10 protein-coding genes, 1 tRNA gene and 1 pseudogene are annotated in these 14,990 nt (G+C 46.3%); 9 read left to right on the plus strand and 3 right to left on the minus strand.

The annotated features are described in order from the left end of the window. Nucleotides 1–56 precede the first annotated feature (56 nt). A pseudogene (locus QUA70_RS26410) lies at nt 57–692 on the minus strand (metal-dependent phosphohydrolase); the annotation flags it as partial. 191 nt (nt 693–883) lie between these two features. Continuing rightward, on the minus strand, nt 884–1,033 hold the full coding sequence (locus tag QUA70_RS28685) for a Mo-dependent nitrogenase C-terminal domain-containing protein (protein ID WP_333324909.1): 150 nt from the start codon (nt 1,031–1,033) through the stop codon (nt 884–886). A gap of 533 nt (nt 1,034–1,566) precedes the next feature. Here QUA70_RS28685 and QUA70_RS26415 point away from each other — a divergent pair. After that, complete coding sequence (locus QUA70_RS26415; RefSeq protein WP_333350780.1) at nt 1,567–2,382, plus strand: cobyrinic acid a,c-diamide synthase; 816 nt, start codon at nt 1,567–1,569, stop codon at nt 2,380–2,382. Between the two features lie 171 nt (nt 2,383–2,553). Here QUA70_RS26415 and QUA70_RS26420 read toward each other — a convergent pair whose 3' ends face one another. Beyond that, nucleotides 2,554–3,597 carry an AI-2E family transporter gene (locus QUA70_RS26420; RefSeq protein ID WP_333324903.1) on the minus strand — a complete coding sequence of 348 codons (1,044 nt, stop codon included), beginning with the start codon at nt 3,595–3,597 and terminating at the stop codon, nt 2,554–2,556. Nucleotides 3,598–3,722: 125 nt separating this feature from the next. On the opposite strand from QUA70_RS26420, the gene QUA70_RS26425 reads away from it, so the two are divergent. The 8 genes from QUA70_RS26425 to QUA70_RS26460 all read left to right on the plus strand — a co-directional run bounded on the left by QUA70_RS26425 (nt 3,723) and on the right by QUA70_RS26460 (nt 14,778). Next, nucleotides 3,723–4,007: a hypothetical protein gene (locus tag QUA70_RS26425; RefSeq protein ID WP_333324901.1), complete on the plus strand. Its 285-nt coding sequence runs from the start codon at nt 3,723–3,725 to the stop codon at nt 4,005–4,007. A 9-nt stretch (nt 4,008–4,016) separates the two neighbouring features. Continuing rightward, nucleotides 4,017–5,168, plus strand: a complete 1,152-nt coding sequence (gshA, locus tag QUA70_RS26430; protein ID WP_333350779.1) for a glutamate--cysteine ligase — start codon at nt 4,017–4,019, stop codon at nt 5,166–5,168. Between the two features lie 240 nt (nt 5,169–5,408). After that, entirely contained in the window at nt 5,409–5,870 is a 462-nt protein-coding gene (locus QUA70_RS26435; protein WP_333324897.1) for a tRNA (cytidine(34)-2'-O)-methyltransferase, read from the plus strand. Nucleotides 5,871–6,453: 583 nt separating this feature from the next. Next, nucleotides 6,454–8,925, plus strand: a complete 2,472-nt coding sequence (locus tag QUA70_RS26440; RefSeq protein WP_333324895.1) for a peptidoglycan DD-metalloendopeptidase family protein — start codon at nt 6,454–6,456, stop codon at nt 8,923–8,925. A 138-nt stretch (nt 8,926–9,063) separates the two neighbouring features. Then, nucleotides 9,064–9,136, plus strand: a tRNA-Met gene (locus QUA70_RS26445). Between the two features lie 126 nt (nt 9,137–9,262). Beyond that, complete coding sequence (locus QUA70_RS26450; protein WP_006631731.1) at nt 9,263–9,862, plus strand: peroxiredoxin; 600 nt, start codon at nt 9,263–9,265, stop codon at nt 9,860–9,862. 112 nt (nt 9,863–9,974) lie between these two features. Further along, entirely contained in the window at nt 9,975–10,514 is a 540-nt protein-coding gene (locus QUA70_RS26455; RefSeq protein ID WP_333350777.1) for a redoxin domain-containing protein, read from the plus strand. 214 nt (nt 10,515–10,728) lie between these two features. Next, complete coding sequence (locus QUA70_RS26460) at nt 10,729–14,778, plus strand: hypothetical protein (RefSeq protein ID WP_333350776.1); 4,050 nt, start codon at nt 10,729–10,731, stop codon at nt 14,776–14,778. The last annotated feature ends 212 nt before the right edge of the window (nt 14,779–14,990 follow it).

Genomic DNA, 14,990 nt, shown 5'->3' on the forward strand with positions numbered 1-14,990 from the left:
ATTAATAATTAAATGGGGTCGCAAAATCAAAAATAAGGGCAATGCTTGTATCACAGTTTAAATGTGCAACAGCTTATCTTTTGCCAATATCGCGGATCACTCAACTGACCAATTAAATCAGCAGCCCGAACTAAACCCGGATAATTTACAGTATCTTGATAATCTTCATTTGCAGGAATTGGGAAACGAGTCAGCTCAATATTACGCTTTACCAGCTCAGCATCAATCAGTTTGTGACTGCCAAAACGCTCGTCAATAAACATTTTTGCCCGATCAACATGATAAGGCATCAAACTCGCATCCGTCGCCCCCGAAGGTAGCTTCACTTGCAAATCCTCTATCCCGGTTGCATACAGTCTCAAATCAGTTCGATCTTGCCGACAAACCCCCTTCACATACCCGATATCGTGACACAGCAAAGCAATGTGGAAATGGAGCCAATGTTCACATAAAACACCACCCTCGCGGATGTGCTTGCCGCGCAGAATCTCCTGTCCCACCAATGTCACTAAAATAGTGTGTTCCACATTGTGGTAAAGAGCATCGCTATTAGCAATATTTTCCAAAGCCATACTCGCTACCCAAGCAATAATCTCAGCATAGTCAGATTTGAACCCGCCGTAGGTGTGGCGGTAGCCTTCAATCAGCCGATTTACAAAAGCATTAATCAGCAGTTCAGTTGCATTAAACATATTCACTTCCCTGAGCCCACGTAGATCATTAAATTATTTTTATAGTTATTGTTTTTGGTGCTACCGTTTAATGTTATTTTTGGCTTAAGTGCCACGATGGATACCCACTCCTATCGAGACGCATCCATTGATATTATCAACAATTATGGCTTAAATTATGGCTCTCCCAACTACCAGAGCGACATACCCCATCAATAATTGAGATCAATAGGCGAGCGAGGTATGACACCCCTCAATCTGCTGTACGGCGTTACATCTTCCCCGCATACGTCAACCAAAAAGGAGAGGGACCGAAAACGCAACCCCACTAATTCTTCAGACACAGGATTTAGCTTGCACATAGGCGGTATGTTGAAAAGATGGTGTCCAAATAACTGAATATCTCTCTCTCAAGAACACCGTGCGAGTATAAGTTGGCACACCACTTAGTTACTGGCGGCTCTGCCACTGCTATGCTATCGAGCCACTATCGCACTGGTTGCACGAGGCGAGCGCGAAAAGTTAAGTTTTGGCACTGATTTTCAGGGAAAATACTTGTAGTCAAGTTCATGATTGAGATCAGTAATGATTACTAACAACAACTTATGAATTACCGGACTTAATTCTCAACGAAACCCGCTGTTGCTCCGGTGACGTGAATAAGTTTTATGCGTGACACTCGCCGCCCCCAAATGTGATGCAAAGAGCTAGCATTTGTGATTTAAAATTCGCAAAACTGTGAGACAGATCACCCCCGCTGTTCCCTACAGAATGTATATTTAGATAGATGGCAAGAAAATAAGACAGAATAACTTGCAACCCTCCGTCGCAGTTTCCCCCTCCCATCATCTGCGATCTAATACTCTGTATACTTACTAATATAAGGTTTCAGGCAATGATTAAACAAAAACATAAATATGCCGACCTTGCTCAACTCCCCCACACAGATACCGTGCTCCAAAAACTCCCTGTAGAAGTTAAAGATTGGGCCCAAAGCTTGCCTTGGAACCAGCGGCGCTATGTCTTGTCCCTCTGCTACATATTGTGCGCCTCTACTCCCGACTTGCAAGCAGAATTTTTAGATAATTATACAGCCGACGGTTTAGTCTCAAAAATGTTTGAAGATGTGGATACTCTACACAGAGTCAAAGAGTATTTAATCAGATTTCGGGTCAAAAAACAATTAAACGAATCAGATTTAAGAAGCTACATCAAACAATTTTATATCCACTCAGCTCAACAATCGCGCCGAGAAACTGACCAATATTTAGAATCTGCACTCCGCTTCGTCTTGAGTACAGAAGAACGCAATAATGTTTTTAACTACATTTTGGGCTTTGAATTTATTAAAATTGTGTTTCAAATGAGCTGGTTGCAACACGAAAGATTAGCGAGACTGCAAAAAAATCAGTCGCAGTTTATTGAAACCTATATCAAGCCGATTCAACACGCACACCGAATTAATGGCATAATTGTACCGAAAGATGAGAGAATATTTTTTGCAAGACGCACCTATTACGTTCACCAGCCTAACATTTCTTATAAAAAACTCATTGAGTTAGTCATGGCCAGTTTTACTACAGAAATGGTGAGTCACTGCGGATTTTCCATCAGCCGCCACTCTCAAGCTTTGCGCTTTGACTGCGATTACATTTACGATCCGGAACCAGAAGAAGAAAGATTTCCTACTGACTTGCAATTTATTCATTGACTTTACGCAGTAAAGTGCCCAGGCATTGGTGCACCCTACCTTGCTTTTTCCTCTTTACTTTTAGTGTCGCGTTACGCAAAGGAAATTTTTTCAAGGCATGCGGTTTTTAGTCGGCAGCTTAAAACCTGTTTTTTAAGCCGGATTTGATGTCAAATAGGAGGGTTGTATCAATTAACCTTCCCCTTGCATTTCTTCAATTTCAAACCAGCTAACTATCACTCCCGCTAGCGGAATAGCCAGAAATATGCCTAAAAGTCCTGCGGCTCTCGCACCTACTAACAGTGCAAAAAATACCACTACCGGATTGAGGTTAAGCGAATTCTGCATGAGTCTCGGATGAATAAAGTTGTCTTGAATTTGCTGCAAAACAATGCAAGCTGCCAATACTTTTAAAGATAGCCACACATTTTGAGACAATACAATAAAACAAACTAAGCTAATTCCCAGCGTCGCTCCGATCCCTGGAACTAAATCAAACAATCCGATAATAAATGCTAAAATTAAAGGAAATCTCACATTTAATAGGAGAAAAATTCCAAAGCTTGCTGTTGTCAAAAATAACATTAACAAAATTTGTGCCTGAAAAAATCCTAAAAAGTTTCGCTCTATTGTTAAACTTAAACGCCTGTGCAGGTGTCGGGGTATAAATTTAAGAACCAACAGCCACAGCCTCTCTCCATCAATTAACATGAAAGAAGCCACCACCATAATTAATATTAAATTTAATAAATTAGTTAAAAATACTTGTAAAAAAGCAATACTCGAAACAACTCCAGCTAAAGCTTGATTTCGCAGTTGTTCCTCAATAACTCGGAGGTTAACTTGCAGGTTTCTCGCCCGCAGGAATGTTTCGAGGCGCTCGGACAGAGGCGCCAGAGCATTCACAAATTCAGTCATGCTGTCAATTAATTGCTGTCCTTGAGATAAAAGAGTGACGCCTACGGTGACGGTGAGACCGCCAAAAACTAAAAGGGTGAGCAAGACAACGAAGGCGACAGCTAAACTTCGCGGTAAAAATCTCTGGAGAGTTCGCACCGGATAGTTGAGCAAAAAAGCCACGAGTGCAGCAATCGTGAAAACCGCAACGGCAGTTTCAAAGTAAGCTAAAAGTTGCAGTCCAGCCCAACCTGAAGCAAATAAAAGCAAAAACCTGACTAAGGCTAAATTGCTTAGCATATTCCAAAAATTGGGAGGAGTTCTGTCTTGATCTTTCACAGGGATTTTTAGGGGTTAATATTATAGCTCAAAAATATTGCAGAGCCCTCTTTTAGGATCGCACCCAAGATATATCTGCGGCTATCCCCCTCTAGGCTGAAAACAGATGCCGAACTGAGGCAGGAGTGGGTTCTATTCACCATAAGTTCGATCGTCACGAATGCCGAATGAAACACGCCCGCGATCGAACAAACAGCCTTTTTGACTCTAAAACCGCCTCGGAAACTCTTTGCGATGGTAGTATTTGTCGTGCCAGTCCGATCGCAACTAACACCCAAACGCTCAAACTTCCCGGCACCGAAAAACCGGGTTTCAGTGCCAGGCGCGAAAAATTTCAACTCTGCCTCATGGAAGATAGTATGAACAGGTCAATTTTTGGGATACTTGAAACTAGCACTCAACTTAGCTGAGGAACAAACGTGCTGCTATCAAAAGGCTTTGAAGTAGAAATGTATACCGGCACGCCCGAAGGTGAGGTTGTCGGTCTCTCCGATCGCATAGTCGCCCATCTAGAGGGATTTGTGCGGGAGCCTGATAGCCGCAATGTGGAGTACACGACCGCCCCGCTGTGCAGCTACGATCGCCTGCTGTGCGCCTTAGTCAAGCCGCGAGTCCGGCTGCGCGAGTATCTCAAACAATTAGGCGACTATACCTTGCTGCCGGGAAGTACCCTGTCTCTGGGGGGGAGCGATCGATTTTACAGATCCGATCCCAACAACCCCTACCACACCTACATCGAGCAAACCTACGGCACCAAAGTCGTCACCGCCAGCATTCACATCAACATCGGCATCTCCCAACCAGAAATGCTGATGCGCGCCATCCGCCTCGCCCGCGTCGAAGCACCGCTATACCTTGCCTTGAGCGCCTCTTCCCCCTTCCTCGACGGCGAAGTCACGGGCTATCATTCCACTCGGTGGGGTTTGTTTCCCAAAACTCCAGCCATCGTCCCCCTGTTTGAGAGTCACAAGCATTACATTCAGTGGACTGAAGAACAGTTAGAACTCGGCACAATGCAAAATGTCCGCCATTTGTGGTCTGCCGTGCGCCCAAATGGCGATCGTCGCCCCTACTGTCTCAACCGCCTCGAACTGAGAATTTGCGACCTCGAAGTCAATCCTCTGGCTTTGTTGGCCATCACTGCCTTACTAGAAGCTCGCATTTGGCAGATGATGGAAGACCCCAGCTTAGACCCGTTAGAACTCAGCACCTTACCGGCGGCCACCCGCAACCAAGACTTAGTTGCCCTCACAGACGCCAACGAAATTGCTGCATCTCGCCAAAGTTTGGATGCCGAACTCACGCACTGGCAAGACGGCAGAACTATTCTGGCACGAGATTGGATTGAGGAAATTTACCGCGAAGTGTGGCCTTTCGCCAAAAAACGCGGCTTTAGCTGCTTTCTCTCACCTCTCAAAAAAATTCTCCGGGAAGGCAACACCGCCCAGCAGTGGTTAAAGCTGCACGAGGGCGGTTTGGACACCCGAAGTATTATTCTCCAAGGAATTGATGGCATGGCTCACCAGGAATGGGAGCTCGAAGACAACTTGTGTGCCCAGTTAGTTGCGTGAAGTACCCGCCGTTATTATAACGGGGGCTTTCACTAGCCCCCTGGCTATGCGTACTCAGCCAATAATACAAATAGCCCGAACCTCCATGAAAAAAGTTGCAGAGCGACGCCTAAAAACAAATCAGAATATTTAATCAATGGAGCTCGACAAAGGTTATAAATAAAAGCTATAAGGTATATCTACCTTTGGGTAGTTTTATAAATTTCCCAATAGCTGTGTTTTTCGCTTTTAATTAGCTTCATGCCCCAACTTGTCTTGATTCACCCGCAAATCCCCCCGAATACTGGCAATATCGCCCGCACTTGCGCTGCCACAGGCACGGAACTGCATTTAGTCGGCCCGCTGGGGTTTGAAATTAGCGATCGCTACCTGAAACGAGCCGGCTTAGATTACTGGCCCTATGTCAATCTCCACTGCCACGAAGACTTAGCGGCTTTTGGGGCCTGTCGGCAGCAACGAGGAGGGCGATCGATCGGATTCAGCACTGGCGGGCGATGCAGTTACGCCGAATTTCAATTTCAGTCCAGCGACTGGCTGATGTTTGGCTCGGAAACTGTAGGCATTCCCCAATTCGTCTTGGATGCCTGCGACGCCACAGTTTTTATTCCGATGAGCCAGCCTGGAGTTAGGAGTTTGAACCTCTCAGTCAGCGCCGCTGTGGGTTTATTTGAGGCTAAACGACAGTTGGGGGAGCTGGGATAAATCATTATCAACACATAAATATATAGATATTTAATAGCTGCCGGAGGTGGCAAAATATCCAATTTAATATAAGAAATTTGTATCAAAGGGGTGAAAATCTAGATAGCCGACATTAATATATTTTATTCATTCAAAAACAGATTGTTATCAGCAACACCAAATTACTCGCAAGAGGATTCAGCAACAAACAATAAAGAATATTAGCGATTTAGGGCGTCAGCGAACACCAGCTTGGGTCTGAACACTATATCTAGTAAATATACGGTTGTAGCCTGTCCGGAAATTAGCATACAGTCGGATAATAGGTAAGAGTTCAGAGCCTTACGGGAATGAATATTTTATGTATTCGTTCCAGCTATTACGGTGTAAGGCTTTTGGGGTTAATTGCAGCAGGTTTGACCGAGAATTTTAAAATTTCTGACGGTTTGAGCTTGTCTAAATTTAAAAAGCAAGGTAATCTGGCCTAAGCATGATAGCTGTCAACAATCAGAATACTTTTGCTTGTTGATTTAAATTCAGCGTCATGCGATCCCCTTGAGTGTTTCCAAGGACAGTTAGCGCTTCTCAGTAGGAGGTCGTTTTTTTGAAACGAACATATCCCCAAATTAAGCCTGTTCAGGCTAGTGAAATCGACAGAGACGGTTCTGCGGAACCGTCCAAACAGACAACGCTCAGCACTGGCAGAGTTCGCTCTCTCGCCACGATCGGGCTGGCAATATCGGTAGGTGCTTCTGGCATCCTGCTACCGAGAAATGGAGACAGCGCTCGCGCGTCTGAACTCGCACCGACATCAGAATCCACCGCTGAAGTACAGCCAGTATCGGCCAACGGGCCGGCTACGTCGGCACAAGTTGACGGTTCCAGGGCCGAACAGCCCGGCTCACCTTCTGAACCGGTGACGGTTAAGGTGCAGGAGGGGCAAAGCCTTTGGGAGCTTTCTCGGGATTATGAAGTTGAACCGTTGGCACTAGCAACTGCCAACGAGATCAAACCCGATACCCTACTCCAAGTTGGCCAACAGCTCAGAATTCCGACGGCGACGGAAGCCACACCACAACAGAACGCCGGCTATAGCACATCGGCTTCCCTAGACCGCGCAGCGACGGTCAATCCCGAACAAGAGTTAAATCTGACTGGCTCCGAGCCATTGGATAGTGCAGCCCTGACAGCGCTGCCATCAACCGCAGGGACCCCGCTGGTCACGACGATACCGGAACAAAGTTTGATCGAAATCCCGAACGCAGACGGGGCGATCGACAGTTTAAAAAAACAGGAAAACCGCACCACAGAATCGCGTCGAACTATGTTCGGGTCGGAGGGGGGAGCAAATTTATCTACACCTGCGGCATTTTTGCCCGAGTCAGCACCGACGCTGACCTCCCCCGGATATGCAACTGAGACAACTATTCCTGACCTCGATGCCACACCTGTAATTCCCAATGCCGGGGTCGGTCAAGAAGCATCGCCCGATCGAGCATTCGAGTCAATTGAACAGTCTTTGGCAACACCCAGTTTGCCCTCGGCTGTGCTAGTCCCCCCTGCGGGAAGTACCGCCGCGCCGGCTGAGGTTCTCTACAGCGTGCGTCCGGGAGATACGCTAGATGCGATCGCCAAAGGTCACGGCGTATCGCCCACAGATCTGATCTCCGTCAACAAGCTCGGCAACCCCAACTTGCTGAATGTAAATCAACGGCTGAAAATTCCCCAAGTTGGGTTTAAAAATCCAGGGGTGCAGGTGGCAGCCTCTTATTCTGCCTCCAACTCTACATCTGTCTGGGCGGCGAGTTCGGTTCCGGCATCTTTGAACCCCAGCTCGTCTACCTCGGAAATAGCCGGTGCTGGCGTTGCAGCGCCCGCGCCCACAGTACCTGTTGTCTCTCCCCTGGAGAACCTGGAAGGTCTGAACAATATTTCAGCGCCGATGGTTCCCCAAATTAACAGCATTCCGCTGACTCAAGTTTCCCAAACCATTAGCGATCCACGGAAGCTGGATCTTCAAGGCGAACCAACATTTACAGGTGCAGTTGACACCAGTGCCCTGCCTGGGCCAGCCAGTGCAACTGCTACGGCCATCGCTACGGGAGAATACCCGCAGCCGATCAGCTTCGTGCCAAATACTAGCGCTCAGGGTTCAAATGCCGCTCCAACTAGCGCTTTACCAGAGTCGAATTCGGAGTATCTCCCCACCGCAGAAGCTCTCAACCCTTATTCCGAACGCTTGAGGGCAGAAGTTGTCAGGCTGCGAGAGGAATATCGTGCCTCGCGCAATTCGATCGGCGCCAATGCGGTGTCCCTGGCTCCAACTGACGGGCCCTCGGTCAACCCGTCTGAGGATATGCCAAGTGTCAATCCATATCTCTACACCCCCGACTATACTGAGGCGGTGCAGAATGAAATCAGCAGACCGCCATCGAGAGCCTGGTCTGAGCAGGTTCAGAAGCAGCAGCAAGAGCGGTTAGACCCCGCTCGCGCAGCGGAACAACAACCGATCAACCTGACGCCGACCTCTGCTCAACAGCCTGTGGTAGCAACTGCTCCTTTGGGAGCCGACGGTTACGATCCCCTAAGCAACCCGTCTTTGGGACGCATGGTTTCTCCGGAACTGCCTCCGCTTTCGAGCCCTGATACTTATCTGCCTAACGGCAAACAACAGTCGGCTAAGGGGTTTATTTGGCCGTCTAAGGGCGTTCTTACTTCTGGCTACGGTTGGCGTTGGGGACGGATGCACAAGGGAATTGATATTGCAGGGCCGATCGGCACGCCAATTGTGGCAGCATCAGACGGGGTGGTTACCTATGCTCAGTGGAACGACGGCGGCTACGGGTATCTGGTGGAAATTACCCATCCTGACGGCACTGAGACTGTCTATGCCCACAACAGCCGAATTTTGGTGCAAAAAGGTCAGAGAGTCGCTCAAGGGGAACAGATTTCAGAAATGGGCAGCACTGGCTTCAGTACCGGGCCGCACTTGCACTTTGAAATTCATCCCGCTGGACAGGGTGCTATCAACCCAATGGCTGTTCTGCCCGACGATGCGTCCAGCGCTTCTCGGTAACGACTTGTTGGAAGTTATGGGTTTTGAATGATTACCAAAACTCATAACTTTTACTGGCAGTCATTAGAAATAGTGTTGCTTGAAAAGAAGACATAGCTAGCCCTACCGTGCTACGATAGTAAATCGTGAAGTAGATTTGGCTCAGTGGCGCAGTGGTTAGCGCAGGGGACTCATAAGCCCAAGGTCGCAGGTTCAAATCCCGCCTGAGCCATTATTTAATCAAAAAAACTGCGCTCTCAAATTTGAGAGCGTCTTTTTTTGATTGATGGAGAAGATACTTGTAGTCGTTATGAGTATGATATATTTGTAACAGTTCGTAAAAAAGGAAACAAAATCTATGACCAGTGAATGCCTCCGGGTTGGTCAAGCTGCACCCGATTTCGCAGCAACAGCCGTAGTGGATCAGGAATTCAAGACAGTTAAACTGTCAGACTATAAAGGCAAAAAGTATGTAGTCCTGTTCTTCTACCCCTTGGACTTCACCTTTGTGTGCCCGACTGAGATTACAGCATTTAGCGATCGCTTCGAGGACTTCAAGAAAATCGATACCGAAATCCTCGGCGTATCCGTCGACAGCGAATTCTCTCACCTCGCTTGGATACAAACAGACCGCAAATTAGGCGGTGTCGGCGACCTCAACTATCCCTTAGTTGCTGACCTCAAAAAAACAATTAGTTCAGACTACAACGTCCTCGACCCAGAAGCAGGCGTTGCCCTCAGAGGTCTGTTCATCATCGACAAAGAAGGCATCATCCAACACTCTACTATCAACAATCTTGCCTTCGGCCGCAACGTGGACGAAACTCTCCGTACTCTGCAAGCTATCCAACACGTGCAGTCTCACCCCGATGAAGTTTGTCCCGCCGGCTGGCAGCCCGGTGACAAGACTATGACTCCCGATCCAGTCAAGTCTAAGGTATTCTTTGCTGCGGTTTAAGCACATTATATTTGTAGGGACACGGCAGCGCCGTGTCCCTACCCGCAGAGGCATTTATTTAACCGGATTTTTAATTACCAATTAGCAATTAGCAATTACCAAATTAGGAAATATGCTGACTTCTACTAATTTTAGCGGCTTGTTAAATGAGCGGTTTTTCCAAAATTTATTGCCTGTCCCGGCGAGTAATGTTCTGAACCTGGGACAGATGACGCCAGATTTTGAATTGCCGGATATTAATAATGGCAAATTGGTGCGGCTGTCGAATTATCGGGGCGATAAACCGGTAATTCTGGCTTTTACGCGGATTTTTACTGAAAAGCAATATTGCCCTTTCTGTTTTCCTCACATTAAAGTTTTGAATGAAAACTGGGAAAAATTTGCCGATCGCAATATAGAATTATTGATGGTTGCCAGTACCGACGATCGTCAAAGCCAAATTGTGGTTAGAGATTTAGGCTTGAAAATGCCTCTGCTTTCTGATCCAGGCTGTAAAGTGTTTCGGGCTTATCAAGTCGGTCAGGCTTTAGGTGCTCCTTTGCCGGCTCAGTTTGTTTTGGGTGCAGATGGAAAACTCCTCTTCAAACATTTGTTTTCTTTCATAGACCACAATGCTAGTGTAGACACTTTGCTGCAATATGTCGATCGGTAAGGAAACCGCTGCTGTGTCCTAATTGGGAGTTTTTCACCGCTGATGTACGCTGGTTTAGGCCCATCAGCGGGATTTTTTCACCGGTTGACACTGGCTGCGACAGATATTTAGTCATAAATACTTATTGTGCCAATTTCGATGGCGCAATGTTGCCATGTTCGATCGACATTAATCTAGGCTATAGCTTGAAGGTACTTAGTACAAGTTTAAGCCAATGTCGTCTCCCAAAGATCGATCGAGCAAAATTGAATTGAGCATCTTAGCGTCGCATCCTGAGTTGTTGACAGGTTTAGATGCGTGGCTGCGTCTAGGTTTACTTTCGCCCGCTGAGGTTGAGGAATTGTGCCGACAGTATTTAGTCTGCCCACTCAGAGATCCCGCTGTAGACCTTTCTGAAATTGAGAACCCGATCGCTCCTATTGGCGAGCCAAAAGTACCTGCCTTATCAACACAAAAAGCAGTACCTAGCAGCAGAGAAAGCGTTGCTAGGCCCACAGAAACTCCTCAAACCCCTAATTTTATCGCTCAAATTTTGCACTCGCTAATGGCAGAAATTAGCGTGGTGTGGCTGTTGTTTTTAGGAGTGTTCATGGTAGTTGTCTCCTCTGGAGTCTTAGCTGCCAGTCAGTGGGAAAGATTTCCTGCCGCCGGACAATATGGAGTTTTATTAGCTTATACTTTAACCTTTTGGGCGATTAGCAGTTGGGCAAACAGACAGCAGAATTTGCACTTGACTGCTCAAACTTTGCAAGAAGTGACGCTGTTGCTAGTGCCGATCAATTTTTGGGCAATGGATACTTTTGGATTGTGGCGGTATCCTTGGGATTGGGCGGTAGCAATCGCAGCGGCACTTATTTTGACTTGGATAACTGCCCGGATTATCAAATATCAATATCAAAGCTGTTCAGGAAAAAACATCGCTCGATCGATCGCCCTAAATCACTTGGGATTGAGTTATTTGCACTGGGGCTGGGCATTCGCCGGCTTTTCCCTGGCTGCGGTTTATTTGGGTACAGTGGGAACTGCTGCTACTACAGTTTATCAAGTTCAGCAACAACGATTGCAATCTATCCAACGTGGGGGAAATACTGAAACATTCCCCGCTGCTTTCAGTTTGAGCAGAGATTTTCTGACTTACAAAAAAGCAGCTTTAGTAGCTTATTCATTAGGAATTTTACTGGGGCGAGCGATATTTGTCAAGGATGTAAATATCGCTGAAATGGGTTTAGCTTTGGCGATTTGTGGCGTGCTTTTAGCATGGCTAGATTGGCAGCAACCCCGGCCATCTGGGACTATTGAAAACAATATATCCGACCAGCCAAATCCCAGCAACTTTTTTAAATGGCAATTAGCGGGAATGGGTTTGTTGGGTTTGGGCTACCTGGTTTGTTTTAGGGACATTCCGCTACAGGCTATCACAGTTAGCGGATTGGCTGTTTGGTTTTTTTACAACCGTTTAGTGCGGTTTTGGCAAGAGTTTGATTTGCTAATGCTTGAGGCGGTGGGACTTCAGAGTATTTGGCTGTTTTGGCGAGTGCTTCCTTTAGGGATTAAAACACAATTGGTTGCATTTTTAACTCAGCTTACAAACTCTCAGGAAACTCCTTGGGCTTTTTGGGGTGTTCTGCTGTTGCCTTATTTAATTTTAATGGTAAGTGCGGCCGAGTGGCTCTACCGCAAGCGAAAGTTTCAACTTGCCAGTTTTGGCGAAAACCTTGCTCTCGCTTTGGGGAGTGCTTTAACTGTTATTAGTTTTGTCAATCCGTTTTGGCGATCGCTCAATTTATTAGTCTCTACTTTAATTTTAGGTTGGATCACTTGGAAATACGTAATCCCCGACAATTCCCGGCGAGTTTCGAGGCCGGCTTCTGCGGCTGAACAACAGGGAAATCCGGCAATTTTGGTTCCCATAACTCACATTATGGGTTTAGGCGCGATCGCTTCGGCAATTGACTTATTTTTACCAAACCTGACACCCAATATTTGGTCAGCAATATTATTAATATTTATGGCGAGTGAATGGGCATTTTTTGTCGGGATGAAAGCGGAAAATTCCAGAGAAAGCTCTGCATTTTTTCGCTGGCATCCTGCATGGTTTCAAAGTTCCTGGTATCTGGGCTTAGTATTAGCAGGATTTAGCTTTGTCTTGTTGCAAAATTATTTGATTGCGGGTACTGCCACTGATCGCCCTCAGTGGAGTTTGCTCTGGCTGGTGACTCCTTTGGCTTTGACTGCTGTTGCTAAATATACTGAGGTTCCTCACAAACAAGTTGCCAGTACCTTTAGTACGATCGCCCTAATATTTGCACAATTTCTAATTTTTACTTTTCCGGGATATCGGTTAATTGGTTTTGGTTTGGCCGCCGGATTAATGTGGGTCAATACTTACTATTTAGTCGAGATACCAGCGGCTGCGCTTGGAGTGGGGTTTGGCTTGAGTTTCGTAGCTGCAGCGATCGATCAATTAGGTTTTGTATCGGGTTGGGATTGGGGAATGGCCGGGGCGATCGCTGTTTTGTCTCTGTGGTTGCTTCGCAGGATGATTGTTCGTTTTTCCCAGGGTTTACCTGAGCCTTTTCGATTAGCTGAAATTTACGAGCAAGCTTTAGATGGATGGGCAATCTTACTGGCAGGCTTACTGTTAACAACTATTACTTTTTATTCCTATGAACTCTACGCCGCCAGTAGCTTGAGTTTCCCGCCATCTGCTGAAGCTTTGGCGGCGATTTTGGTGATAATGGCTGCGATTATTTTCCGAAGTTTAGGCCAACTTTCCCCTCTGGCAATTTATGCCTTGGCTTGGAGTTTGGAGTTGTTGACAGCAGTGGGTTTGAGTTTTGTCGATCGCACTACGATTAATTTGGCAGTTGCTAATATCGCTCTTGGATTGTTTACTCAATTATTGGGTGATGTGTGGCGGCGCCGCCACCCCGATCCAACAATTTTACCTAGCATCCATTTTATACCTTTGGTTTACGGCGTATTGGGTTTAACTTTCCGATCGCACACTTTGACGAATTGGACTGGTTTAACTGTGTTGGGTGCGTCTTTAATTGCGATCGGCATTGGTAGGCGGGAGCCCGAATTCCAACCTTTGGTTTATTTAGGATTAATGGGCGTTTCCGTTGCTGCTTACGAATCGCTACTATATCAACTTTTTCAAACACCAGGAGGAGCTTTTGGAGATGGCTTAATTGTCCTGGCAACTCTCGGCACAACTTTAACATATATCTATCGCATTTTATCTCCTTGGCTCAGCAATTATTTACATTTAACTAATGCAGAGTTAAAAATATTTGCTCACCTGCACTGGGTTTTGAGCAGTTTGCTGCTGATTTGGGCTTCTGCCGATGATATTAAGTCCGGCTTAAGTTTAGGATTAGTCACTGGTGCTTTATTAGTTCAATACGCTTTCTTGCAAGGGCGAAATAATCTCGATCGCCAATGGGCACAAATTTGGATTTACTTGGGCTGGCTAGAAGCCTTTGGCATCCGGCTTTATTGGATCAATACGCCTTTAGTTAAGTATATTTCCGGGCCGCTGGGGCCTTGGAAAGTGGCCCTCGCTTCTCTATTTGCCTATTTCATTTACATTTTGCCTTGGGACAACTGGGGGTGGTCAAAAAAACCTTGGCAGGTAATTGCTTCGCTGATTCCAATAGTTACTATTTTGGAAAGTCCGTATAAGTTTTATCCGATTAGCTTGCTGATAGCTGCCGCCTTCTATGTTTTCCTAGCTTGGGAAAAGGAGGAAGTCCGTTTTACCTATGTGAGTGTGGCGATAATTGATTGGATATTGCTGCGGTGGTTTGGGGAAATAGGATTGACTCAGCCAGAGTTTTATGTTACTCCTTTAGGACTTTCTTTCCTTTACATTACTCAGTTCGATCGCACTCTCAAATTACCCGCAGAAAAACCGCTGCGCCACACTCTGCGAATGCTCGCAACTGCGCTGATTTGCGGGATGCCTCTTTTGACTCAGCAAAGCCACGGTTTAGTTGTAGGAGCTTTTAGTTGGGTGGCTATTGCAGCGGGTTTGGCGCTGCGAGTTCGGGCATTTTTGTTTGTGGGAACGGGAATTTTTTTAATCAATGTTTTCTATCAGTTGGTGGTTCTGATATTCGATTATCCGCTGATTAAATGGGCGATTGGTTTAGCTTTTGGAGTTGTGTTTATCTGGATTGCTGCTACTTTTGAAACGCGGCGCGATCGCATTTCTGCTTTTGTGCAGCATTGGGTTGTGCAATTACAATCGTGGGATTAGATTCATCGATTGTAATATCAAATCCTCTCTTCATCGGAATGATATAAACGGAGGACACGGCAGTGCCGTTTCCCTACAATTAATCGCGGTAGGGACACGGCACTGCCGTGTCCTCTATATCATTGTTGGTATTATCTAATTAGGGCTTGCTGAATAAGCCTAAAACCCTTACCTCAAAAGACTTTGACTCGCGTTCGGCGTTGACAACGTGT

This window comes from Microcoleus sp. LAD1_D5, assembly GCF_036702115.1.
Lineage (GTDB): Bacteria > Cyanobacteriota > Cyanobacteriia > Cyanobacteriales > Microcoleaceae > Microcoleus.

Bases quoted from the DNA above. Each gene is read 5' to 3' on its own strand.
- QUA70_RS28685 (WP_333324909.1), bottom strand. From the start codon at position 1,033: ATGTGCAAGCTAAATCCTGTGTCTGAAGAATTAGTGGGGTTGCGTTTT.
- QUA70_RS26460 (WP_333350776.1), top strand. From the start codon at position 10,729: ATGTCGTCTCCCAAAGATCGATCGAGCAAAATTGAATTGAGCATCTTA.
- QUA70_RS26455 (WP_333350777.1), top strand. From the start codon at position 9,975: ATGCTGACTTCTACTAATTTTAGCGGCTTGTTAAATGAGCGGTTTTTC.
- QUA70_RS26435 (WP_333324897.1), top strand. From the start codon at position 5,409: ATGCCCCAACTTGTCTTGATTCACCCGCAAATCCCCCCGAATACTGGC.
- QUA70_RS26415 (WP_333350780.1), top strand. From the start codon at position 1,567: ATGATTAAACAAAAACATAAATATGCCGACCTTGCTCAACTCCCCCAC.
- QUA70_RS26450 (WP_006631731.1), top strand. From the start codon at position 9,263: ATGACCAGTGAATGCCTCCGGGTTGGTCAAGCTGCACCCGATTTCGCA.